Source organism: Mycobacteroides franklinii (genome assembly GCF_001853795.1).
GTDB classification, from domain to species: Bacteria; Actinomycetota; Actinomycetes; order Mycobacteriales; family Mycobacteriaceae; genus Mycobacterium; species Mycobacterium franklinii.
The window spans coordinates 809,287-832,016 of record NZ_MLIK01000004.1 but is presented as its reverse complement, the minus strand read 5'-3'; the positions used below and the strand labels follow the sequence as shown (position 1 = coordinate 832,016).

The following is a 22,730-nucleotide window of genomic DNA, read 5'->3' as shown; positions in this document are numbered from 1 at the left end:
CTAGTTTCGCAGACGCTTCACCAGGATCGCGCGGGTGTACAGCAGTGCGAAGCCTTCACGCTGGGTGTTCTGCTGGGATTTCGACCCGGGCAGGGTGGTGACCACTGCCAAGTCCGCACCGTCACGTGCGGCCTGGTGAAGCCGAGTGGTCAGCAGCGCGGTCTGAACACCGCGCCGACGGTGCGGGGCGGCGGTCGCGGCACCGTTGAGCTGAGCCACGCCATCCAGGATGCGCATGCTCGCGCCACCGGCGACGGCCCCCTCGCGTACTGCGATGTACCGCTGTTCGCCCTCCACTGTCGACAGCGCGGCGATTGTGCGGGAAAGCACTTCCCGCGGAAATGATTCGTGGGAGGCCACGCCTTGGTCATCGGGTACCGCGAACCCGTCGACCACCACATCGAGCCACGTGGTGAGTTCGTCTATCCCGCTGTGGCGGACCGTGATGCCGTCGGGGACGACGGGCGCGGGGACGTCCGTCAGCGCGAGTCCGAGGACGTTCTCGAACGAGACCAGCAGGTATCCCCGCGCGGTCAGCAGCTCGCAGAGCGCGGGATCTGCCAGGCTCGCGACCTCCACGTGCACCGGAGTGTCGCGGGCGGCGAACTCTCGCTCGACGGCGTCGAGCTCGGATTCGGTTGGTACGCCACCAAACCCGAGCCCCGCGATCTTGTTCATGGGTGAACCCGGTCCGGCGTATGACGCGACGCCCCCTGCCAGTGGGATCGCGAGACCGTCGTCGCACCTCGTAGTTCCGGCGGCAATGGTGTCGGCTTCGGCGCGCTCGATGCGCGCGGCGGTGTCGATATCGCAGAACACGCCGGTGATTCTGTCCGATATCCGGCCGCGGCCGCCACTGGTTATCTGCTGATCCGGCGCGTGATTTCGGCGGTGGCCAATTTGTCGGGGTTTCGGATGGCAAAGACGTGGGCCACCTTGCCGTCCGCGATCGAGACGGCAAGCACGACGTCGAGGCGCCCTTCGCTGTAGATCAGCAGCGCCGGGGTGCTGTTGTAGATGCTGAATTCCATTCGCATGTCGGGGAACTCCGCGGCGGCCCGGGACAGTCCGATCGCCACGCGGGCCACTCTGTCGGCCCCGTACACCGGACGTCGTGCCGCGCTGACCTTGCCGCCGCCGTCGGATGTCCACACCGCGTCGGGGGCAAGCATCTCCACCAAGGCGTCGACATCGCCACCGGCGGCCGCGAGCAGAAACTTGGTGGTGATCTCTTCGGCCTGCTGGTCGGTGGGGGTGAACCGGCGGCGGCGCGATTGCACATGCTCGCGGGCGCGGTGCGCTATCTGACGCACCGCAGCCTCGGATTTGCATACGGTAGAAGCAATTTCGCTGTAATCGAACCCGAAGACCTCGCGCATCACGAATACCGCGCGCTCATCCGGGGCCAGCGTCTCCAGTACCACCAGCATTGCCATGGACACTGATTCGGCCAGGACCACATCGGCCGAGGCGTCCTCGGTATCGCCGTCGAAGGCGACCCGTACCGGCTCAGGCAGCCACGGGCCCACGTACTCCTCGCGGCGACGGCTGTTGGTGCGCAGCGTATTCAGGGCTTGACGGCTGACAATCTGCGCCAGATAGGCCTTGGTGTCGGTGACCGAGTCCAGATTCACCTGCGCCCACCGCAGATAGCTCTCCTGTAGTACGTCGTCGGCTTCCGTTGCGGAACCCAGCATTTCGTACGCAATGGTGAACAACAACGGGCGCAGGTGGGTGAACAGTTCGGCGTGCGCGGAGTCAGACACCGTCACCGTTACGCCTGTACCTTGAGGGCTTCAGCGCGCTTGCCGCCCTGCGGCCAGTAATAGGCCTTCGGATGCTTGGCGGCCTGTTTCAGGAAGTAAACCGTTCCGCGGCAGATCATTTCCTTGATCGCCGCACCGGTCCGGCCGCCGATGAACAGCTTGCGTGGTGTGTCGTCGGCGCGTGAGGTCTGGATGACGGCGGCACGACGTCCGATGCTGACGTTCTGCCCGACGAAGATCTGTCCGCCCGCTACCGGTTGCAGCCCGTCTACCAGGGCCAGCACAGTCTTGACCGCACGCGCGGCCAGCGGCCCGGCGGCCTGGCAGCTCATCCGCAGCGGCACGCCTGAGGGGCTTACCGCGTCACCGGCCCCGACGACGCGGGGATGATCGACGCTGACCAGCGTCTCATCGGTGAGCAATCTCCCCAGCGCGTCGGTCCGCAGCCCGCTGTCGGCGGCCAGCCGCGGCACACCGAACCCCGCGGTCCACACCGTCAGCGCGCTCGTCAGTACCCGGCCGTCGGACAGGGTCACCGCGTCCTCGTCGACCCGAACCACGGTGGCGGGCGCCAGCACCTGCACACCGAGCTTGCCCAACCGCTTGGCCGCGGCGCGCCGTGCCGGTTCGCCGACGGAAGGCAACAGCTGCGCGCCGCAGATCAGCGTCACCGTGCGGCCGGCCTCGGCGAGTTCCCCGGCCAGCTCGACACCAGTCAGACCCGCGCCGACAATCACGATGGGTGCGTCCGGCGCGAGTCGTTCGTACCGGGCGCGTACCTGTTGGGCGTGTTCGAACTCGTTGATGGACAACGCATTTTCGGCCACACCCGGGATGTCGGGGGTAGTGGTCGTGCTTCCGACGGCGTAGATCAGATAGTCATACGGCAGGAGCGCACCCGAGGCGAGTTCCAGCTTTTGGGCGTCGGCATCGATGTGGGTGACCTTGTCGACCACAAGACGGATGGCCGGATTGAGCAGCTGGTCGTAGTCGACCGTCGCACCCCGGTTACCGGCGACCAGCTGGTGCAGGCGGATCCGTTCGACGAAGTGTGGTCGCGGATTGACGAGGGTCACGGTCAGGTTCTTGTTGGCCAGCAATTGGTTGGCCGCCAGGGTTCCGGCGTAGCCCCCGCCGATCACGATCACTCGGGTGTTCTCGGTCATTTCGGTGACTTCCTTTCATTCGCTGATGCCCCTAAGACACCGGGGCGGCGAAATCTGTGACAGACCGTGACCGGGCTCACATTCGTGACCTACTTGGGCACCTGATACTTCGGGAACACACCGGTCGGTGCGGGCAGGCTGACGCCGGGCTTCAACCGTGTCCCGATGGCCGTGAAGTCCCGTTGATCCTCGGACTGGCCCAGCAGATCGAGCAGCTTGGCCGCGGACTCGGGCATTACCGGCTGCACCAGCAGCGCCACGATCCGAACCACCTCCAACGTGGTGTAGAGCACGGTGCCGAATCGCTCTTGGTCGGCCGCGGCTCCGTCTGCCTGGAGGCTCTTGGCCAACACCCACGGCTCCTGGGCCGAGAAGTACCGGTTGGTCGCGCCCAGCACCTGCCAGATCGCTTCCAGTGCCAGATGCATGGCGGGCACCTCGAAATGCGCCCGAGCCTGCTCCAGTAGCGTGTCAGCGGCCGCCAACAGTTCATGGTCCGCCGCGGCGAATTCGCCGGGCTCCGGCACGATTCCGCCGAGATTCTTGGCCACCATCGACAGGGACCGCTGAGCCAGGTTGCCCAGCTCATTGGCCAGATCGGCGTTGATTCGTCCGATCAGGCCGTCCTCCGTGTAGCTGCCGTCCTGGCCGAACGGCACCTCGCGCAGCAGGAAGTAGCGCACCTGGTCCAGGCCGAAGGTATCGATGAGGTTGATGGGATCCACCACATTGCCGATCGACTTGCTCATCTTCTCGCCCTTGTTGGTCAGGAAGCCGTGCGCGAAAACCCGCTTCGGCAGCTCGATCCCGGCGGACATAAGGAAGGCGGGCCAGTACACGGTGTGGAACCGGATGATGTCCTTGCCGATCATGTGCACATTGGCCGGCCAGTACCGCTGGAACAGCTCTGAATCGGTATCGGGGTAACCGGCACCGGTCAGGTAGTTGGTGAGCGCATCGACCCACACGTACATCACGTGATCGGGATGCTCGGGTACTTGCACCCCCCAGTCGAAGGTGGTCCGGGAGATGGACAGATCACGTAGACCACCGGAGACAAAGCTGACGACCTCGTTGCGCCGCACCGCCGGGCCGATGAATTCCGGATAGGCCTCGTAGTGCGCCAACAGCTTGTCCTGGTACGCCGACAGCCTGAAGAAGTAGGAATGCTCCTCGGTCCACTCGACGGGTGTACCGCTCTCGGTGGCGGTGCGGGTGCCGTCGGGGGCGACCGTGGTCTCGGCATCGGTGTAGAACGCCTCGTCACGTACCGAGTACCACCCCGAGTAGGTGTCTAGATAGATGTCACCGTTGTCGGCCATCCGGCGCCAGATCGCCTTGGACGCCTCGTGGTGATCGGGGTCGGTGGTGCGGATGAACCGGTCGAAGGAGATGTTGAGCTTGCGCTGCAATGCCTCGAAGACATCGGAGTTGCGCCGCGCGAGCTGCGCCGTCGGGATTCCGGCCGCGGCCGCCGCCTGCGCCACCTTCAGACCGTGCTCGTCGGTGCCGGTGAGATAGCGCACGTCGAAGCCGTCCAGCCGTTTGAACCGGGCCACGGAATCGGTTGCGACGTACTCATATGCGTGTCCGATGTGCGGTTCGCCGTTCGGGTACGCGATGGCGGTGGTGATGTAGAACGGATCCAATGATTCAGGCATGGTCTGAGCAACTTTATAGACTGGTGTTCTGATGACGCCCGGCCATATTCGTTCCCGACCACCCGACCCGTTGCCGCTCGCACCCCTCATCGATGCCCACACTCATCTGGATGCGTGCGGTGCGGTCACTGCCGAGGACGTACGCGCCATGGTCGATCACGCAGAGTCCGTCGGTGTCGGACGGGTGGTGACGGTGGCCGACGACCTGGAGTCCGCCCGCTGGGCGGTATCGGCCGCTGCCGCCGATCCGCGGGTGTATGCCGCGGTGGCGCTGCATCCCACCCGGGCCGGCGACCTTACCGGGGACGCACGTGCTGAATTGGAGACGCTGGCTGCCCACCCCCGGGTGGTGGCGATCGGCGAGACCGGTTTGGACCTGTATTGGCCGGGCCGTTTGGAGGGGTGCGCGGAGCCATCGGTGCAGCGCGAAGCATTTGCTTGGCATATCGAGCTGGCCAAGCGGACGGGCAAGCCGCTGATGATTCACAACCGTGACGCCGACGCGGAAGTGCTCGATGTGCTGAAGGCCGAGGGTGCGCCGCCCTCGGTTATCTTCCACTGCTTCTCGTCGGATGCCGAAATGGCGAAAAAATGTGTCGCTGAGGGTTGGATCTTGAGTTTGTCCGGGACGGTCAGCTTCAAGAACGCCCGCGCGCTGCGAGAGGCTGCCGTGCTCATTCCGGACGAACAACTGCTGGTAGAGACTGATGCGCCCTACCTGACACCACATCCTTACCGGGGCGCACCCAATGAACCGTATTGCCTGCCATACACCGTTCGCGCCTTGGCGGAAATAACTGGGCGAACAGCTGACCGGTTAGCGAAAGCCTCATCTGCGACCGCAATCGGGGTGTTCAAGATCGTTGATGAGTTGCCCCCACGCGATGCTTTCGTTACCGTGTCGTGATCAATGAGGATGATTATCAGCCGGATTGCGCCCCACCACGTCCGGCATCGAGGCTCCGAAACGAACGCAGGAAACCCCTACTCGTGAATGCACTGACGAAGCTCAACGCAACGCGATCGCCCTTGCTACGCGCCCTTGTGGCCGCCCTGCTGGTGGTGATCGGCGCGGGCGGTGGCTACGCCATCGCTGCGCACAAGACACTGACTCTCAACGTCGACGGAAACGCCATGACGGTCACCACCGTCAAGTCGCAGGTGTCCGAGGTCCTCGCCGACTACGGATACGCACTGTCCGACCGTGACGATGTCGCCCCCGCCAAGCACGATTCGGTGCGCAACGGCGACACCATTGTTCTGAAGCGTTCGCGTCCGTTGGACATCTCCGTGGACGGCCAGGGCACCCAGCAGGTGTGGACCACCGCCAGCACGGTGAGCGATGCCCTGTCGCAGTTGTCGATGACCGACACCGCGCCGACCGCCGCCACCCGCGGCAGCCGCCTCCCGCTGGAGGGTATGTCGCTGGCCGTGGTGAGCGCCAAGACCGTCCAGCTCAACGATGGCGGTGCGATCAGTACCCCGCGCATCGCAGCGCCCACCGTGGGTGCGCTGCTGGAGGCAACGGGTAACCCGCTGCAGCAGTTCGACACCGTCGATCCCGCGCCGAGCACTCCGGTGACCGCCGACATGCCGATCACCGTGACGCGCATCCGCGTCAGCCGAGTGACCGAGCAGGCCCCGCTGGCACCGACTCCGCAGAAGATCGAAGACCCCGAGATGAACATGAGTCGCTCGGTGGTCCAGGATCCGGGCGCTCCGGGCACCCAGGACATCGTCTACTCGGTGCTGTCGGTCAATGGCCGCGAGACCGGACGCATGCCGGTGTCCAACAACGTGCTGACCCCCGCCCGCGATTCGGTGCTTCGGGTGGGCGCCAAGCCCGGTACCGAGGTGCCCAACGTCACGCGTGGTTCGGCCTGGGATGCCCTGGCGCAGTGCGAGGCGGGCGGCAACTGGGCCATCAACACCGGCAACGGCTTCTACGGCGGCGTGCAGTTCGACTTCGGCACCTGGCTGGCGCACGGTGGTGGCAAGTACGCGCCGCGCGCTGATCTCGCGACGCGCGAGGAGCAGATCGCCATCGCCGAGAAGACATTGTCCGCGCAGGGGTGGGGCGCCTGGCCGGTGTGCAGCGCGAGAGTTGGTGCCCGCTGACCATCAGGCTGCTCGGCCGCACCGAGATCCGACAACTGGCCAAGGATCTCGATTTCCGACCGACGAAGACGCTGGGCCAGAACTTCGTTCACGACGCCAACACCATTCGCCGGATTGTGTCGGCATCGGGTGTGGGCAAGGGTGATCATGTCATCGAGGTTGGGCCCGGCCTGGGTTCGCTGACGCTGGGCCTGCTCGACAAGGGCTGCGCGGTGACCGCCGTCGAGGTGGATCCCGTACTCGCACGGCGCCTGCCGGCCACCATCAAGGAACATTCGCACAGTGAGTTCAACCGGTTCTCGGTGATTCACCAGGATGTTCTGAACCTCACGCCCGCCGATATCCAGGGCGAGCCGACGGCGATGGTGGCGAACCTGCCCTACAACGTCGCGGTGCCGGCACTGCTACGGATTTTGACCGAATTCGATTCGGTGAAAACCATTTTGGTGATGGTTCAGTCCGAGGTTGCCGATCGACTGACTGCCGAGCCTGGTTCGCGGATCTATGGGGTGCCCAGCGTCAAGGTGCGCTACTTCGGCAAGGTGAAGCGTCTCGGCACAGTGTCGCCTGCGGTGTTCTGGCCGATCCCACGGGTGTACTCGGGCCTGGTGCGCATCGATCGTCACCCGGATGCGACATGGCCCTCTGACGCCGGGTTCCGCAAGGAGCTCTTCAATCTCATCGACATCTCGTTCGCGCAGCGCCGCAAGACATCTCGCAACGCCTTTGCCGAGTGGGCGGGCTCGGGTGACGAGTCGGCACGTCGTCTGCTGGCCGCCAGCATCGACCCCGCGCGTCGCGGCGAGACGCTGGACGTCGCGGATTTCGCGCGCCTGCTGGAGCGTTCGTCGATCAGCTAGGTCCTATTTGTCACCGAGGTTGGGCGGATCGTCCATCATCGGTGTCTCCGCGATCACCGGGTACTGACCGGTATAGCCGATTCGCTCCTGCGCCAGCTGCATGACGCGTTCCCTGGAGAGGTACCAACCGATAGTCAGTAGCGGTGTGAAGATCGCCAGAGCGACCAGGTTCCAATAGTTTTCGTAACACATGAGCGCCAGCACCACCACGAGGAAGACGAGTGTCGCGTACCCCGTGTAGGGGGCGCCGGGCATCTGGAACTTGCCGCGACGCAGGATGCCGCGCTGCGACCACTGGTAAAGCCGCAGCTGACAGATGACGATGGTGGCCCACGACGCGAGGATGCCGAGGGCAGCCACGTCCAGTGCCGTTTCGAAAGCCTTGGCCGGAATGACCATGTTCATGAACACGCCGGCCACGGTGAAGCATGCGGTGAGCGCGATGCCGGCGAAGGGAACACCGTTGGATGTCATGCGGGACAGCAGCTGTGGTGCACTGCCGTTCATGGACATGGATCGCAGGATGCGGCCGGTGCTGTACAGGCCGGCGTTGAGGCTGGACAGCGCGGCGGTGAGCACCACAAAGTTCATGATGTCACCGGCGTAGGGCAAACCCACCCGGGAAAAGAACGTCACGAACGGGCTCTCGCCCTCCTTGTAGAGGGTGTACGGCAGCAGCAGCGCGAGCAGAATCAATGAGCCGACATAGAACACGGCGATGCGGACAACCACGGCGTTGATGGCTTTCGGCATGACCTTCTCGGGGTTCTCCGTCTCGCCCGCCGCGGTGCCCACCAATTCCACTGAGGCATAGGCGAAGACCACCCCGGAGGTGACCACCACAAGGGCCAGTAACCCAGTGGGGAAGAGCCCGCCGTTGTCGGCGAGTATCGAGGGCCCGGTGGGGGCACCCTCTACGGTGAATCGCCCGGCCAAGAACACGACGCCGACGATCAAGAAGGCCACTAGGGCAATGACCTTGATGAGTGCGGCCCAGAACTCCATCTCGCCGAACAGCTTGACGCTGATCATGTTCAGCGTGAGCACGATGATGAGAGCGATCAGTGCGATGGTCCACTGCGGGATGGCCTTGAAGCTGCCCCAGTAGTGCATGTAGAGCGCGATGGCGGTGACGTCCACGATCGAGGTGGCCGCCCAGTTGACGAAGTACATCCATCCGGCGACATAAGCGGCCTTCTCGCCGAGGAATTCGCGCGCGTACGACACGAAAGACCCCGAAGATGGGCGGTGCAGCACCAGCTCTCCGAGTGCGCGCAACATGAAGAACACGAACACGCCGCAGACGGCGTAGACGAGCCACAGGCTTGGCCCGGCCTCGTGTAAGCGCTTTCCGGCGCCCATGAAAAGGCCGGTGCCGATGGCACCGCCAATCCCGATCATCTGCACTTGGCGGTTCTTCAGGCCTTTGTGATATCCCTCGTCCTCGCGGGCGAGGCCCGACGTATCGTAATTAGCTGGAGATGCCATGGGGCGACGCTACCGGGGATTAGGTCATCGCGTGTGTCAAAAGTGTTATGAACTCCGTACATGTCGGGTAGCGGCTTAACGGATCCTTGGACATCGCCTTGGCGACGATGGAATCGAAAGCGCGGGGAATGTGCTTATGCCGGTATGAAATCGGCCACGGCGTGGCGTTCAGCTGCATATCGACGAGTTTGAGCACCGTTCGTGCGGTGAACGGGGGTTTGCCATCGAACAGTTCGACAGCCGTGCAGGCCAGCGCATACTGATCGGTGGCTGCGGTGACGGGTTGCCCACGCAGTACCTCGGGCGCGGCGTAAGGCAGTGAGGTGTGCACGACGGGCCGGCGCGGCCCGTCGGCGTGAGTGAGTTCCTGCGCCACACCGAAATCGGTGAGTACGGCGTTGCCTGAGCTTCCGCGCATGATGTTGGACGGCTTCACGTCGCAGTGCACCACCTGGGCCTCGTGAATGTAGTCCAGTGCTCCGGCGATCTGTTGTAGGGCAGTCAGTTTGATCGGGATGATCCAGCTCTGATCCGTGCCCACCAGGTCTTGAGCCGAGCCGCCGGTAAGCGCCTCCATGGCCAGCCAGTCCTCGCCGCGTTCGTACATCGTGATGATGCGGGGGTGTGAGAACCGTTGGGCCAAGTCGAATTCGCGGTGCAGCCGGTCGATGTTCTCCGGGTTTTGATGCCGCGGCTCCAGCACCTTCAGAGCAACCGCGAACCCGTCGTCGGCGCGGTGTGCCAGGTAGACCTGCGCCGTCCCGCCACGGCCCGCGAGGGCGTCGACGATGTAGCCGTTGAACTCACTACCTGGTACAGGCATGCACCGAGGGTGTCACGAGTCGCCCAGCGGGGTGAAGAATTCGGTCCTAGTACGCCGGTCCTGCGCCGACGGGCGCCGGGGGAGGCGGAACGGATGCCGGCGGCTGCGGTGTTCTCGGCGGGGGTAGTGGACGGGTACGCACGTTCAGCGGCCACCAGAACCAGCGGCCCAGCAGGGTCGCGATGGCCGGTGTCATGAACGACCGCACTACCAGGGTGTCGAACAGCAGACCGAGGCCGATCGTCGTACCCACCTGGCCGATGATGGTCAGGTCACTGATGGCCATGGCCATCATGGTGAAGGCGAAGACCAGGCCTGCGGAGGTCACTACACTGCCGGTACCGCCCATGGCCCGGATCATGCCCGTCTTCAGCCCGCCCGGGAGCTCTTCCTTGAGCCGGGAAACCAACAACAGGTTGTAATCGGAGCCCACCGCCAGGAGCACGATGATCGCCATTTGCATGACCATCCAGTGCAATTCCTGGCCCAGGATGTACTGCCAGATGATGACCGACAAACCGAATGATGCGCCCAGGGACAGCAAGACGGTGCCGACGATGACCAGCGAGGCCACGAAGCTGCGGGTGATGAGCAGCATGATCAGGAAGATCAGGCACAGCGCGGAGATACCGGCGATCATCAGGTCGTAGCGCGCGCCGTCGGCCATGTCATGGAATGTCGCTGCGGTGCCGCCGAGTTCGATCTTGGCGTCTTCCAGGGGCGTGCCCTTGACCGCTTCGATGGCCGCCAGCTTGATCGGCTCGATATGCGAAAGTCCTTCGGGCGACGTGGGATCACCGCGATGCGAGATGATCATGCGCAGTGTCTTGCCATCGGGAGACAGGAACATCTTCAGGCCGCGTTTGAAGTCCGGGTTGTCGAAGATCTCCGGCGGTAGATAGAACGAGTCGTCATTCTTGGCCTTGTCGAACGCCCTGCCCATGGCGGTCGAGTCCTTGCTCGTCTCGTCCTGCAGGTCGTACATGCCGGCCATGGTGCTGTGCATCGTCAGCATCATGTTCTGCATCGACTCCATGAGCGGAATCATGTCCCGCATGTCCGCGACCATCTGGGGCATGATGACGTCCATCTGCTCCATGGACAAGACCATGGCGTCCATGTTCTCGGTGAGGTCGTCGATCTTGTCCAGTACTTCGAAGATCGACCGGAACGCCTGGCAGACCGGGATGTCGAAGCAGTGCTTCTCCCAATAGAAGTAGTTCTTGATGGGGCGGAACCAGTCGTCGAAATTCTCCAGGCTGTCCCGCATGTCATGGATGGTGCCCTGCAGCGTGTGCATGTCGCCGATCATCTGGTGCATCACGCCGGTGAGCTCGGTCATGTTGGCCAGCATCTTCTTCATGGTGCCGACCATGACGCCCATCTTGTCGGCCTGGACCTTCATGTCTGCCATGCGGTCTTTCATCAGTTTCAGGTTCTGCACCTGGCCGACGCCTTGGGCGCTGATGAGGAATGGGATGGAGCTGTGCTCGATCGGTGTGCCCTGTGGACGGGTAATCGCTTGCACGCGTGCGATTCCCGGTACCCGGTAGACGGCTTTGGCGAGCTTGTCGATGACCAGGAAGTCCGCGGAGTTCCGCAAATCGTGGTCGGACTCCAGCACCAGCATCTCCGGGTTCATCCGGGCCGGATCGAAGTGTCGGTCGGCGGCCTGGAAACCCTGATTGGCGGGGATGTCCTTGGGGATGTACTTCTTGTCGTCGTAGCTGGTCTTGTATCCGGGAAGCGCGGCCAATCCGATGATGGCGATGGCCATCGAGGCCGCCAGGATGGGGCCGGGCCAGCGCGTGATGGCGGCCCCGATACGACGCCAGGTGCGAATTCGCATGGCGCGCTTGGGTTCGAACAACCCGAACTTGCTGCCGATGGTGATCAGCGAAGGCCCCAGGGTAAGTGCGACGGCCACCGCGGTGAGGACGGCCACCGCGCACGGCACACCCATGGTCTGGAAGTACGGCATCCGGGTGAAGCTCAGGCAGTACATGGCGCCCGCGATGGTCGACCCGGTGCCCAAGATGACATGTGCTGTGCCATGGAACATCTCGTAGTAAGAGGCCTCGCTGTCGAGCCCCTTCGCTCTTGCTTCCTGATATCGCCCGATCAGGAAGATGGCGTAGTCGGTCCCGGCCGCGATGACGAGCACCACAAGGAGGTTCACCGCGAAGGTGGACAGCCCGATGATGTGGTTGTCGCCAAGCACCGAGATCATGCCGCGTGCGGCACCCAGCTGGATGCCCACCATGAGCAGCACCAGCAGCACGGTGAAGATCGATCGGTAGAAGAACAGCAGCATCACGATGATGACGATGAACGTCAGCCCGGTGATCTTGATCATGCTGCTGTCGCCGGCATGGCCCATATCGGCCTGGAGAGCGGCCGGGCCGGTGACGTAGACCTTGAGACCGTCCGGCATCGGTTTGGGATTGCCGTGTTCGTCGGTCGTGAGTTTCTTGACGACATCGCGGACGGATTCGATCGATTCGTTCGCGAGCGTCTCGCCCATGTCGCCGGCGAGGTTCAGCTGAACGTAGGTGGCCTTGCCGTCGGTGCTCTGCGCACCGGATTCGGTCAGCGGGTCGCCCCAGAAGTCCTGAACGTGCTGAACGTGTTTGGTGTCGGCGCGCAGCTGCGACACCATCTCGTCGTAGAACTTGTGCGAGCCGGGCCCGAGCGGTTGGTTGCCCTCGAGCACGATCATGGCGGCGCTGTTGGAGTCGGACTCCTGGAAGAGGCGCCCCATGTTCTTCATGGCCTTCATGGACGGCGCGTCGGAGGGGCTCAGCGAAACCGTGTTCTCGCGACCCACCTGCTCGAGCTGAGGCGCCGAGAGCGCGAGAATGACGACGACCGCAACCCATGCGATGACGATGGGGATGGACAGACGCCGGATCCATTTGGCCAGGAAAGTCGGCTCTCCGTTGGCGTGCGCCCCGCTCATGCGGACTTCACAAAGCAGTAGACGTAGGCGCTCACCTCGTTGGTATACCTCTCGTCTTTTTTCTCGTCATTGGCCGTGATGCGGCAACCGAGTCCATCGGCGTTGCGGGTCTGGGCCAGGATGTTTCCCGTCATCGACGGTGCGGTCGTGACGATCTCAATCGACCACGGTAGCGTCGCCCCGTTGATTTGGTGGGGCTCCCCTTCCTTGTCGATGTAGTTGATGTCCGCGATGGTGCCGGGAGGGCCGAAGATCTCGTAGAGCACATGCTTGGGCTTGGAGTTGTTCTTGTCGTCGGTCATGCTGCCGGCGTAGGTGGGCAGCTGCGACGAGCCGAAGATGCCGCGAATCCGCCATACCGCAAAGCCCGCGATGGCCAACACGAGCACCATCACCACGGGGATCCACGCCCGCTTCAATGCGCTGAGAATCGCAGGACCCCTTCACCCGTTTGCTTTGAACCGGAGAACTATTCGAAGCTTCGCCTGTAACGCATAGCCTGTGCGTTACAGGCAACCTACCAGTGGGTAGATGGGCCCGCAAGTCACACGCCGTGCGTTATCTTGAGTGAGATGACTTCCCTGAGTTTTCGGCGCGCCCGCTCCGAGGAGAACAAGCGTCAACGTGCGGCAACGCTCGTGGAAGCCGCGCGCTCCTTGGCGTTGGAGTCGGGTGTCGCGTCCGTCACTCTCACCGGTTTGGCTAATCGTGCGGGGGTCCATCACTCCGCGGTGCGCCGCTACTTCAGCTCCCACAAAGAAGTGCTGCTGCGCCTTTCGACCGAGGGCATGGCGGAGTTGGCCGAGTCCGTCTGTATGGCGTTGGAGGGTTCACAGGAACGGTCGCCTGTCGAGGTCGGCGCGATACTGTCGGGCGCGCTTGTCGATGCGCCGCTGTTCTGCGATCTGCTGGGCAGTCACTACGTCCACTTCGAGCACGAGGTGGTCATCGACCAAGTCCGTGAGGCGCAGCGGGTCAACCAGGCGGCCGCGATGACCATCGTCGAGGCGATAGAGCGATCGGCGCCGGAGCTCGACCGTGAGGCAGCACTGGACGTCGTCATGTCGTCCTTCGCTCTCGCGGCCATGTTGTGGCAGTTCGCGCATCCCCCCAAGGGGCTCGAACACGACTTCAGCGAGGAGCCCGGCATTCCGGATGATTGGGATACCGATTTCGCCAGCACGCTCACGCGGTTACTGACCGCGACATGCATCGGGGCGACGAAAAGGGCCTAGGCGCGCGGGCTTGAGGCGTCGAGGCGCTTCTCGAACCAGTGGTGCGCGTACTTCTCGTGGTTGAACGCGGCGACCTCGTCATAACCCGCCGAGCGATACATCGCGATCGCCTCGGTCAGCGCCCGGTTGGTGTCCAAGCGAATCGTGTGTGCGCCGTGCGCGGTGGCCTGCCGCTCTAGTTCGGTGAGGATGCGTTTCCCGAGCCCCATGCCGCGGACGTTGGGGGAGATCCACACTCGTTTGATCTCGGCCGCTTCGATGATGCTGTCGGCATTCCTGAGCAGCTTCAGCCCGCCGCAGCCGACGGGCTCCTCGTGCAGGGTCGCGACGAGAAACAGCCCAGCGGGTGCGGAGAGTTCGGCATCGCCGGCGGGCAATGCCAGCGCGGGGTCGAACCCGTTTTCGAGCCGGGTGGCAATTTCTTCGAAGTAGGAGCGAATGCAGTACCGGGCCTCGGGGGAGCGGGTGTTCATGATGGCGATCTGAACCTGCGAGGCCACGAAGAGTTTTTCGACCTCGGCCATGGCGTCGGCGAGCCGACGGCGCTGATTCGCGCTCAGCGGTTCGAGGATCGATTGCGCCAGGTCGTCGGAGCGGCGGTCGAGCTCGGCCAGTTCGGCGCTGCCGGTACTGGTCAGCCGTGCGGTGCGCACTCGGGTATCGCCGTCGGCTGCGTTCACGTCGATCAGCCCGGCGCCTTCCAGTGCGCGGAGCAGCCTGCTGAGATAGCCCGAGTCCAGGCCCAGGCGGGCTCGCAATTCGCGGATGTCGCAGCCGTTCTCACCGATTTCCCACAGCACCCGGGACTGCCCGAGCGGGCGGTCCCGGGCGAGGTATTCGCTCTCCAGGACTCCTATCCGTTGCGTGACGGTCCTGTTGAAGCTGCGCAGGCCGTCAACCAGGGTATCGGTCATTTATCTGACTTTAGTCAGATAAAGCCGCGATGTCTCCGTTGTTTGATGCGTGGCGGCTATCCGCGTCGCCAGAACGTACCCTCAGGGGCGTGTCCGAGACCGTCTCCGATTGGGTGCCTACCGGCGCGGTGACCGTTCGGGCGCCCGGCAAGGTCAACCTGTACCTGGCCGTAGGTGACCTCCGTGAGGATGGCTATCACGAGCTGACCACCGTTTTTCACGCGGTGTCGTTGGCCGATGACGTCACCGTCCGGGACGCCGACGTGCTGTCCGTGGACGTCGTCGGGCAGGGCGAAGGCACGGTGCCCACCGATGAACGCAATCTCGCCTGGCAGGCGGCCGAGCTGTTCGCCGATCACGTGGGCCGCGCCCCCGACGTCTCGATCTTTATTAATAAGGACATCCCCGTCGCGGGCGGTATGGCCGGCGGCTCCGCCGATGCCGCCGCGGTCCTGGTCGCGATGAATGAGCTGTGGCGCGCCGGTGTTCCGCGCCGCGATCTGCACCACCTGGCCGCTCAGCTGGGCAGCGATGTGCCATTTGCGTTGCACGGTGGCACCGCGCTGGGCACCGGCCGGGGCGAGCAGCTGGCCACGGTATTGGCGCGCAACGTCTTTCACTGGGTGTTCGCCTTCGCCGACGGTGGTTTGGCCACGCCCCAGGTCTTCAAGGAGATCGACCGGCTGCGCGAGAACGGCGATCCGCCTCGGCTCGCCGAGGCAGATGAACTCTTGGGTGCGCTCGCCGCCGGCGATGCGCGCCGATTGGCACCGCTCTTGGGTAATGAGTTGCAGGCGGCGGCGGTGAGTCTGAACCCCGAACTGCGCCGGACGCTGCGGGCGGGGGAGTCCGCGGGTGCACTGGCCGGAATCGTCTCCGGATCGGGCCCTACCTGCGCGTTCTTGTGTACCTCGGCCGACGACGCAGTCCATGTCAGCGCGGAGCTGGCCGGCGCGGGCGTATGCCGCACGGTCCGGGTGGCCAGCGGTCCCGTCCATGGGGCGCAGGTCATTCAAGGCCGCAGCGACGGCTAGACACGCCGAGTGGGGCGACACGCCAAACATCAAGATCACACTGGGTTTGGTCGGCGATTAAGAAAAGCCTAAGATGCTAACGGATCATAAGAAGGCATCCGGACTGTCACCTGAACGATATGAATCCGCTGCTAACGGCCCTGCGCGCGCCTACCGCACGTCGTGGCACGGGTGGCGGAGCATCCGGTAAGGAAGCGTGACTCGCCCAGCAGGCCTAGGCCAGGAGGAAACTGTGAGCAGGTTTACCGACGAGCTGTACGCCAACGCGCTGTCCAGCGCCAAGGGCATGGTCACCGGCGAACCCGACACCCCAGTCCGGCACACCTGGAAACAGGTACACGAACGCGCCAAGCAGCTGGCCGGTGGTCTGGCCGCCGCGGGCCTCGGCCCCGACGACGCGATCGGCATGTTGGTCGGTATGCCCGTCGAGATCGCCCCGGCGATCCAGGCCGTGTGGATGCGTGGTGCCTCACTGACGATGCTGCACCAGCCGACCCCACGCACCGACCTCGCCGTGTGGGCCGAGGACACCCTGAAGGTCGTCGACATGATCGGCGCCAAGGCTGTGATCGTGTCTGCCCCGTTCGACGCGGCCGCTCCGGTACTGCAGGAGAAGGGCGTCATCGTCGTTCACATCAAGGACCTGTGGGACGCCGACCCGATCGAGCCCGTCGAGGCCGACGAGGACTCCGTCGCACTCATGCAGCTGACGTCCGGGTCGACAGGTTCCCCGAAGGCCGTCAAGATCACCCACCGCAACCTGTACGCCAATGCGCACGGCATGTACGTCGCCTCCAAGTACAAGCCCGACGTCGACGTGATGGTCAGTTGGCTGCCGCTGTTCCACGACATGGGCATGGTCGGCTTCCTGACGGTGCCGATGTTCTTCGGCGCCGAGCTGGTGAAGATCACTCCGATGGACTTCATGCGCGATGTCCTGTTGTGGGGCAGGCTGATCGACAAGTACAAGGGCACCATGACGGCCGCCCCGAACTTCGCCTACTCGCTGTTCGCCAAGCGTCTGCGCAACCAGGCCAAGCCGGGTGACTTCGATCTGTCGACGCTGCGGTTCGTGCTCTCCGGCGCCGAGCCGGTGGACCCGGCCGTGGTTCACGACCTGTGTGATGCCGGAAAGCCGTTCGGCTTCCAGCCTTCTGCGATGGTGCCCGCCTACGGTATGGCCGAAACCGCGCTGGCCGTGTCCTTCTCGGAGGTCGAGGCATCCGGGCTGGTTGTCGACGAGGTCGATGCCGACCTGTTGGCCGCCCTGCGTCGCGCGGTCCCCGCCACCCGCGGAAACCTGCGCCACCTGGCGACCCTGGGCCCGCTGCTGCCCGGCATCGAGGCGCGGGTCATCGACGAGGACCTGAATGTGCTGCCCCCGCGCGGCGTTGGCGTCATCGAGCTGCGGGGTGAGTCGGTGACCCCCGGCTATGTGACCATGGGTGGTTTCCTGGCCGCGCAGGACGAAAACGGTTGGTACAACACCGGTGACCTCGGCTACCTGACAGAGAAGGGTCACGTCGTCGTCTGCGGTCGCGTCAAGGACGTCATCATCATGGCGGGCCGCAACATCTACCCGACCGATATCGAGCGTGCCGCCGGACGTGTCGAAGGTGTGCGGCCGGGTTGCGCGGTTGCGGTGCGCCTGGAGGCCGGTGTCGACCCCAAGAACCAGCGTGAGACGTTCGCGGTTGTGGTGGAGTCCAACGCTTTCGAGAACCCGGACGAGGTGCGCCGCATCGAGCAGCACGTCGCGCACGAAGTTGTCGCCGAGGTCGATGTGCGGCCACGCAATGTGGTGGTGCTCGGACCGGGCAGCATCCCGAAGACCCCGTCGGGCAAGCTGCGTCGCTCGACCTCGGTGGCCCTCGTCATCTAGGTGCTGACCCTTCTGATCATCGGCGCAATCGCGCTGATCGTTTGGCGCGTCGGCGGCCCCGGCTGGAAGCGTCAGTCGGCGCAGCGTCGGCTTGCGCATGCCGCACAGGCGTGCGCTGCTGATCCCCGATTCCGTCTCGGACGAATTGTGACTGTGGTGGTGAGCTATCCTGACCGTGGGTTGATGGCCCGAATCATGTGGTCCGGCACCGAAATCCAGCAGGATGTCTGGTTCGACCAGTCGTGGCCGATCGACGGAGTTTGGGTGGTAGTAAGTGGCACCGAGGGCGATGGTCGGCCCGGGTTTGATCCGCACGTGTTTTATGTGACGGCTGTGCACGACACCATTGCGCTCTGAACGCGGGCAGTAATCTCCCACGCGGGTTCGGGCAGAGACTTTAATGTCGGGCGCCGAGGCGCTGCGCCAACACCCCGACGCCATCACCGCCGAGATACGTGAGCATCTTTGGTCTGCCGGCCAGCACCGACGCGAGTACGGCGGCCGTGCCTTCGACGACTGGCCCCGATGTTCCGTGGTTCCAGTCCGCGTCCGTCGCGCGCAACCGCAGACCCCGTGCGGTGAAATACGCGGGGACGAACGGATTCGGCAGCCCTACTTGGGTTTTGAGGACCTTGACGAGAATCTCGGCGGGTATCGACGACGTGTGGTCGAGCGCGAACAGGATGTCGAGTTCGTGGACCGCGTGATCACCCAGTAACAGACCGCGCGGGAACACCTTGCCGACTCCGCTGGGTTGAATGATGAACCTGCGATACTCACTCAGGAGTTCCTCGGGCGCCTGATCGGCGGCGAGTGTTTTTGCTGTACGGGTGTTCTCCCGATCGAAAGACCGCGCGCGGATCATGCCTGTCGCGATGTCCCGCACCGAGGCGCTTCTTCCGATCACCAGATGCGCCAGTACCTCGTGATTGGACCATTCGGAGCACAGGCTGGGCCGGGCCCAGTCTGTCGCCGTGAGATCGGCGACGGTGTCGAGGAATCTCAGATCGTGGGCGCGAAGGACGTCAGCGGCCGACATGCAGATGCTCCCGAAGAAACAGGGTTTGGTCGGCGAGGGCGCGTTCCGATACCGGCGCGTGATAGATATCGAAATGGTCAGAGTCATAGTGGAACTCGATACCGCGGGGCGCGCGACGGGCCACCTGCTCGGCATATCGGGGGTCCATCAGTCCCTCGCGGTCGCATACGCACACCATCAGCGGCGCGGCGATCTCTTGCGACCGTCGCAGCGCCGTGGTGAACACGAGCATCGATGCGTCGGCCGCCGCAATCCGGTTGTCGAACTCATGACCCGGCGGGCAGGTCGACTCCCAGCCCGCCAAGGCGCCGTATGCGCTCACCAACGCGAGACTCGCCGGCGGTCCGACGATCGGCACGTATCGCCGCGAGCGGCCGAATATCTTGCGTACCAGATCCTCGACGATCGTCGGTCCCAGTCGCAGCAGTGACCAGAAGTTGGATGTACGCGCTGCGCCCGGCCCGTGCACGATGGGGCATTGGATGACCGCGGCGGCCAGGTCGTCGCGTCCGGCGGCGACCAGTGTGACGTGCATGGCGCCGAGGCTGGTGCCCCACAGTGCGATGCGATCACGATCGATATCCAGGTGGGTCTGCAGGAATGCGATGGCCGACTCGACGTCGTGGCGCTGCCCGCGCATCGAGAACTGCTGGCGGGGAGACCCTTCTGAGGCGCCGGTGTACCGGTAATCGAATGCCAGTGTGGCGATGCCTGCTGCCGCGAAATGCTGCTCGTACTGCGGCAACATCATGTCGTGGGTGGCGCCCAGGCCGTGTACCAGCACGACTGCCGGATGCGGGCCGGGTCCCGCGGGGCGGGTGAGCCATCCCGCGCACCGGATCCCGCTTGAGGAGAACCCGAGGCGCTCTGTGGTTGATGTGGTCATCGCGAAGCCTTCCATAGGTACGATGTACGTGTATAGTGAGGTTGCAATACGTACGGTGTACTTGTCAAGGGGATTGATGAAAGCACGCTTTACTCGGGATGAAATAGCCATCGCCGCATTGGAACTCGTGGATACCCGTGGGCTTTCGGCGCTGAGCATGCGATCGTTGGCGACGGCGCTGGGTACCGGGCCGATGACGCTTTACAACTACGTCGAAGGCAAGGAAGGGCTAGAGGAGCTGGTGGTGGCTGCTGTCATGGCCACGGTGCCGGCCCGTAGGCCGTCCGCCGACTGGCGGGCCGATGTCGACCGAATCGCCCGCGATATCTGGACCGCGGTGCGCAAGCATCCGGCCGCGATCTCGCTGGTGCTCACCCGCCGCATGTCCGCGCCTGTGGGGTTCGCCGTGATCGACGCACTGATCGCGGCCCTTGCGCGAGGCGGGCTCGATGGTGAGAGTCGACTGGCCGCCTTTCGGGCGGTGCTGGGATTCGCCCTGGGTTCCGCGCAGGCCGGGTTGGGGGAGGATGCCAGCCGAGCCGCCACCTTAATCGGCGCAGTGGCCGACGATAACTATCCGAATGTGGCAGCCCTAGCAGGGGTGGCGCAAGAAATCGGCCCGGCAAGGGAATTCGACCTCGGAATCGCCATGCTGATCGATGGCATCACCTTGCGTGCCAAGCCGAAAGGAGGTTGCCGATGAAGCGCTCGGGTGCAATCCGGTATGCGACGGCCAATCGATTCGAGCCCCCGCAACCGGTCACCGACGACGGGCCGACCAGCGGAGCGATCTGCCCTCAGTCGCCGTCAAGGCTAGAAGGCGTTATGGGAGAGGCTAATCCGCGACTTCCGCAGAGCGAAGATTGCCTCGATCTTTCCGTCGTGACACCCGCATGCGATGGCGCGGGGCGCCCGGTGATGGTGTGGTTGCACGGCGGAGCCTTCGTCAGTGGGGGAGGCTTGCAGGCCTGGTATGACGGTGCCAAGCTCTGCCAGGAACAAGGTGTCGTAGTGGTGAGCGTCAACTATCGGTTAGGTGTGTTTGGGTTTCTGCATCTAGCCGGCGTTAGTCAGGGAAATCTGGGCCTCCTCGACCAGCTGGAGGCTCTGCGGTGGGTGCAGCGTCGTATCGCCGATTACGGTGGTGACCCTTCCAACGTCACGGTGTTCGGCCAGTCGGCGGGCGGCCTGTCGACTGCGCTCTTGTTGGGAATGGATGAGGCCCGTGGACTGTTTCACCGTGCCATCGTGCAGAGCGGTCCGCTGATGTCGACACTTCGGCCGCAGCAGGCTGACCAGTTCGGTCGAGAGCTGGCGAATGAGCTTGCGGCCGACCCACGCTGTGTCACACCCGATGAACTGCTTCGCGCTACCAGGGCGGCCGTAGCACACCGCGTCCGGTCACCATTGTTTATTCCGTTTGCGCCAGTACTCGGTGTGTACCCCGTTGTCGCCGAGCCGCTTTCAGCGGACGGTAACGGTCGTGACGTGATGTACGGATTTACGCGTGAGGAAGTGACCGCATTCGGGGTTCCACTTCCGGTCGCCCCTCTGCCATCGAGACTGATCTTCGGCAGGCACATGCGTCGATTTCGGGAGCGGCTGGCGGCCACCGGCTCCCGGGTGTTCTCGTATCAGATCGATTGGCGACCAATGGGTTCGCCTTTCGGTGCGACACATTGTATTGAATTGCCGTTGCTTCTCGGCGGCCGTGAGTCCTGGAGTTTGGCCCCGATGCTCGGCGATACCCCGTGGGACGAAGTGGAACGTTTCGGGCGTGCCGTGCGTGCGGCATGGGCGTCATTCGCGCGTGACGGAACCCCCGACATCGACGGATTGATCGGCCAGCCGATCACTATCAGAAGAGAGAAGTAATCACTCGAACGGCACAGGTGGCATCCGGACCACCTGGGCGGCATAGCTGAGCCCGGCACCGTAGCCGATGAGCAGTGCCAGGTCACCGGGCTTGGCCGCACCGGTGGACAGTAGCGTCTCCATGGCCAGCGGCACCGATGCCGCCGAGGTGTTGCCGGTGTGCTCAATGTCGTTGGCAATGACGGCATCCGGACGCAGATGCAGATTCTTGGCCAACAGTTCGTTGATGCGGGTGTTGGCCTGATGCGGCACGAAGACGTCGATCTGTTCGGGCCCCACCTTGGCGGCCTCCATGGCTCGCTGCCCAACCTTGCCCATTTCGAAAGCAGCCCAACGGAATACCGAAGTACCTTCGATGCGCAGGTAGGGTCGCGGGCCATCCGGGTCGGGTGCCGCCGCGAAGTCCATCCAGTCGATGTCCTGACGAATGGCGTTGGACTGACTGCCGTCGCTGCCCCACACGGTGGGGCCGATGCCTTGTTCGGCGGTCTCGCCGACGACCACCGCGCCGGCCCCGTCGCCGAAGATGAAGCAGTTGCCGCGGTCGGTCATATCCAATGCGGGGGAGAGCTTCTCCGAACCGATGACCAGCACCTTGCTGGCGCTGCCGCCGCGGATCATGTCGCCCGCCACGCCCACCGCGTATCCGAACCCGGCGCAGCCGGCCGACAGATCGAAGGCAGGGACACCCTGGGCGCCCAGTGCGGTGGCCACGGCCGGGGCGGATGCAGGCGTCTGCAAGTAGTGAGTGCTGGTGCCGACGATCACCGCGTCGATCTCGGCACCGGTGAGCAGGGCATTGGCGATGGCCTTACGCCCCGCCTCGATGGCCAGGGTCTGAGCGGACTCATCGTCGGCGGCAAACCGACGGCTCTTGATGCCGGTGCGGGTGTAGATCCACTCATCGGAGGACTCGATGTGCTCGCAGATCTCTTCATTGGTGACGACGCGTTCGGGGCGGTACGCGCCCAGGCTGAGGAGGCCGATCTTGTTGGGGCCGGTGATCTCCGCGATATCGGTCATG

The 22,730-nt window shown here is 64.2% G+C and carries 21 protein-coding genes; 9 read left to right on the top strand and 12 right to left on the bottom strand.

From position 1 onward, the window contains the following. The 4 genes from BKG76_RS04605 to metG all read right to left on the bottom strand — a co-directional run bounded on the left by BKG76_RS04605 (nt 1) and on the right by metG (nt 4,683). Nucleotides 1–819, bottom strand: coding sequence for a GNAT family N-acetyltransferase (locus BKG76_RS04605; protein WP_070936355.1), 819 nt, complete (start codon nt 817–819; stop codon nt 1–3). A gap of 41 nt (nt 820–860) precedes the next feature. Then, nucleotides 861–1,766 carry an RNA polymerase sigma-70 factor gene (locus BKG76_RS04600; RefSeq protein WP_070936870.1) on the bottom strand — a complete coding sequence of 302 codons (906 nt, stop codon included), beginning with the start codon at nt 1,764–1,766 and terminating at the stop codon, nt 861–863. A gap of 8 nt (nt 1,767–1,774) precedes the next feature. Continuing rightward, complete coding sequence (locus BKG76_RS04595; RefSeq protein ID WP_070936353.1) at nt 1,775–2,932, bottom strand: NAD(P)/FAD-dependent oxidoreductase; 1,158 nt, start codon at nt 2,930–2,932, stop codon at nt 1,775–1,777. A gap of 89 nt (nt 2,933–3,021) precedes the next feature. Beyond that, nucleotides 3,022–4,683, bottom strand: a complete 1,662-nt coding sequence (metG, locus tag BKG76_RS04590) for a methionine--tRNA ligase (RefSeq protein ID WP_269085929.1) — start codon at nt 4,681–4,683, stop codon at nt 3,022–3,024. On the opposite strand from metG, the gene BKG76_RS04585 reads away from it, so the two are divergent. The 3 genes from BKG76_RS04585 (at nt 4,625) to rsmA (ending at nt 7,571) form a co-directional block, all read left to right on the top strand. Next, nucleotides 4,625–5,500: a TatD family hydrolase gene (locus BKG76_RS04585; RefSeq protein ID WP_070936349.1), complete on the top strand. Its 876-nt coding sequence runs from the start codon at nt 4,625–4,627 to the stop codon at nt 5,498–5,500. The genes metG and BKG76_RS04585 overlap by 59 nt on opposite strands. 83 nt (nt 5,501–5,583) lie before the next feature. Continuing rightward, nucleotides 5,584–6,711, top strand: coding sequence for a resuscitation-promoting factor (locus tag BKG76_RS04580; protein WP_070936347.1), 1,128 nt, complete (start codon nt 5,584–5,586; stop codon nt 6,709–6,711). Further along, nucleotides 6,675–7,571, top strand: coding sequence for a 16S rRNA (adenine(1518)-N(6)/adenine(1519)-N(6))-dimethyltransferase RsmA (rsmA, locus tag BKG76_RS04575; protein ID WP_070936869.1), 897 nt, complete (start codon nt 6,675–6,677; stop codon nt 7,569–7,571). Before BKG76_RS04580 ends, rsmA begins: the two co-directional genes overlap by 37 nt. Before the next feature lie 3 nt (nt 7,572–7,574). On the opposite strand, the gene BKG76_RS04570 is transcribed toward rsmA, so the two are convergent. The 4 genes from BKG76_RS04570 to BKG76_RS04555 are packed head-to-tail and all read right to left on the bottom strand — an operon-like array spanning nt 7,575 to nt 13,233. After that, complete coding sequence (locus BKG76_RS04570; RefSeq protein ID WP_070936345.1) at nt 7,575–9,059, bottom strand: amino acid permease; 1,485 nt, start codon at nt 9,057–9,059, stop codon at nt 7,575–7,577. A 19-nt stretch (nt 9,060–9,078) separates the two neighbouring features. Then, nucleotides 9,079–9,882, bottom strand: a complete 804-nt coding sequence (locus tag BKG76_RS04565; RefSeq protein WP_070936343.1) for a serine/threonine-protein kinase — start codon at nt 9,880–9,882, stop codon at nt 9,079–9,081. A 46-nt stretch (nt 9,883–9,928) separates the two neighbouring features. After that, complete coding sequence (locus BKG76_RS04560) at nt 9,929–12,841, bottom strand: MMPL/RND family transporter (protein WP_070936341.1); 2,913 nt, start codon at nt 12,839–12,841, stop codon at nt 9,929–9,931. Next, a complete protein-coding gene (locus BKG76_RS04555; RefSeq protein WP_232783654.1) occupies nt 12,838–13,233 on the bottom strand; it encodes an MmpS family transport accessory protein in 396 nt (131 codons plus the stop codon). The genes BKG76_RS04560 and BKG76_RS04555 overlap by 4 nt, the downstream gene beginning before the upstream one ends. A 180-nt stretch (nt 13,234–13,413) precedes the next feature. Between BKG76_RS04555 and BKG76_RS04550 the strand changes: the two genes are divergently transcribed. After that, entirely contained in the window at nt 13,414–14,076 is a 663-nt protein-coding gene (locus tag BKG76_RS04550) for a TetR family transcriptional regulator (RefSeq protein WP_070936337.1), read from the top strand. On the opposite strand, the gene BKG76_RS04545 is transcribed toward BKG76_RS04550, so the two are convergent. Continuing rightward, nucleotides 14,073–14,990: a bifunctional helix-turn-helix transcriptional regulator/GNAT family N-acetyltransferase gene (locus BKG76_RS04545; RefSeq protein WP_070936335.1), complete on the bottom strand. Its 918-nt coding sequence runs from the start codon at nt 14,988–14,990 to the stop codon at nt 14,073–14,075. The two genes, BKG76_RS04550 and BKG76_RS04545, sit on opposite strands and share 4 nt — an antisense overlap. A gap of 89 nt (nt 14,991–15,079) precedes the next feature. Here BKG76_RS04545 and BKG76_RS04540 point away from each other — a divergent pair, with 89 nt between their 5' ends. The 3 genes from BKG76_RS04540 to BKG76_RS04530 all read left to right on the top strand — a co-directional run bounded on the left by BKG76_RS04540 (nt 15,080) and on the right by BKG76_RS04530 (nt 18,263). Beyond that, nucleotides 15,080–16,024: a 4-(cytidine 5'-diphospho)-2-C-methyl-D-erythritol kinase gene (locus BKG76_RS04540; RefSeq protein ID WP_070936333.1), complete on the top strand. Its 945-nt coding sequence runs from the start codon at nt 15,080–15,082 to the stop codon at nt 16,022–16,024. A gap of 232 nt (nt 16,025–16,256) precedes the next feature. Continuing rightward, nucleotides 16,257–17,906, top strand: a complete 1,650-nt coding sequence (locus BKG76_RS04535) for a fatty acyl-AMP ligase (protein ID WP_070936331.1) — start codon at nt 16,257–16,259, stop codon at nt 17,904–17,906. Next, a complete protein-coding gene (locus BKG76_RS04530; RefSeq protein WP_070936329.1) occupies nt 17,907–18,263 on the top strand; it encodes a hypothetical protein in 357 nt (118 codons plus the stop codon). It begins immediately after the preceding gene. A 40-nt stretch (nt 18,264–18,303) separates the two neighbouring features. On the opposite strand, the gene BKG76_RS04525 is transcribed toward BKG76_RS04530, so the two are convergent. Together BKG76_RS04525 and BKG76_RS04520 are read right to left on the bottom strand one after the other, a co-directional pair. Then, nucleotides 18,304–18,945 (bottom strand): maleylpyruvate isomerase family mycothiol-dependent enzyme, encoded by a 642-nt coding sequence (locus BKG76_RS04525; RefSeq protein ID WP_070936327.1) that lies wholly within the window; start codon nt 18,943–18,945, stop codon nt 18,304–18,306. After that, complete coding sequence (locus BKG76_RS04520; RefSeq protein WP_070936868.1) at nt 18,932–19,831, bottom strand: alpha/beta hydrolase; 900 nt, start codon at nt 19,829–19,831, stop codon at nt 18,932–18,934. The genes BKG76_RS04525 and BKG76_RS04520 overlap by 14 nt, the downstream gene beginning before the upstream one ends. A 76-nt stretch (nt 19,832–19,907) precedes the next feature. Between BKG76_RS04520 and BKG76_RS04515 the strand changes: the two genes are divergently transcribed. Beyond that, a complete protein-coding gene (locus tag BKG76_RS04515; RefSeq protein ID WP_070936325.1) occupies nt 19,908–20,534 on the top strand; it encodes a TetR/AcrR family transcriptional regulator in 627 nt (208 codons plus the stop codon). Beyond that, the gene (locus BKG76_RS04510) at nt 20,531–21,706 is read left to right on the top strand and encodes a carboxylesterase family protein (protein WP_070936323.1); all 1,176 of its coding nucleotides are present in this window, start codon (nt 20,531–20,533) and stop codon (nt 21,704–21,706) included. Before BKG76_RS04515 ends, BKG76_RS04510 begins: the two co-directional genes overlap by 4 nt. Here the strand turns inward: BKG76_RS04510 and BKG76_RS04505 are convergent, their stop codons facing one another. Next, nucleotides 21,707–22,729, bottom strand: coding sequence for a beta-ketoacyl-ACP synthase III (locus BKG76_RS04505; RefSeq protein WP_070936321.1), 1,023 nt, complete (start codon nt 22,727–22,729; stop codon nt 21,707–21,709). It abuts the gene before it with no gap. Between the last annotated feature and the right edge of the window lies 1 nt (nt 22,730).

Excerpts from the sequence above, each read along its gene's own strand:
- BKG76_RS04565 (WP_070936343.1), bottom strand. The coding sequence starts at position 9,882 with ATGCCTGTACCAGGTAGTGAGTTCAACGGCTACATCGTCGACGCCCTC.
- BKG76_RS04550 (WP_070936337.1), top strand. The coding sequence starts at position 13,414 with ATGACTTCCCTGAGTTTTCGGCGCGCCCGCTCCGAGGAGAACAAGCGT.
- BKG76_RS04570 (WP_070936345.1), bottom strand. The coding sequence starts at position 9,059 with ATGGCATCTCCAGCTAATTACGATACGTCGGGCCTCGCCCGCGAGGAC.
- BKG76_RS04515 (WP_070936325.1), top strand. The coding sequence starts at position 19,908 with ATGAAAGCACGCTTTACTCGGGATGAAATAGCCATCGCCGCATTGGAA.
- BKG76_RS04585 (WP_070936349.1), top strand. The coding sequence starts at position 4,625 with ATGACGCCCGGCCATATTCGTTCCCGACCACCCGACCCGTTGCCGCTC.
- BKG76_RS04520 (WP_070936868.1), bottom strand. The coding sequence starts at position 19,831 with ATGACCACATCAACCACAGAGCGCCTCGGGTTCTCCTCAAGCGGGATC.
- metG (WP_269085929.1), bottom strand. The coding sequence starts at position 4,683 with ATGAGGGGTGCGAGCGGCAACGGGTCGGGTGGTCGGGAACGAATATGG.
- BKG76_RS04560 (WP_070936341.1), bottom strand. The coding sequence starts at position 12,841 with ATGAGCGGGGCGCACGCCAACGGAGAGCCGACTTTCCTGGCCAAATGG.
- BKG76_RS04505 (WP_070936321.1), bottom strand. The coding sequence starts at position 22,729 with ATGACCGATATCGCGGAGATCACCGGCCCCAACAAGATCGGCCTCCTC.
- BKG76_RS04510 (WP_070936323.1), top strand. The coding sequence starts at position 20,531 with ATGAAGCGCTCGGGTGCAATCCGGTATGCGACGGCCAATCGATTCGAG.
- BKG76_RS04595 (WP_070936353.1), bottom strand. The coding sequence starts at position 2,932 with ATGACCGAGAACACCCGAGTGATCGTGATCGGCGGGGGCTACGCCGGA.
- BKG76_RS04525 (WP_070936327.1), bottom strand. The coding sequence starts at position 18,945 with ATGTCGGCCGCTGACGTCCTTCGCGCCCACGATCTGAGATTCCTCGAC.
- BKG76_RS04545 (WP_070936335.1), bottom strand. The coding sequence starts at position 14,990 with ATGACCGATACCCTGGTTGACGGCCTGCGCAGCTTCAACAGGACCGTC.
- BKG76_RS04555 (WP_232783654.1), bottom strand. The coding sequence starts at position 13,233 with ATGGTGCTCGTGTTGGCCATCGCGGGCTTTGCGGTATGGCGGATTCGC.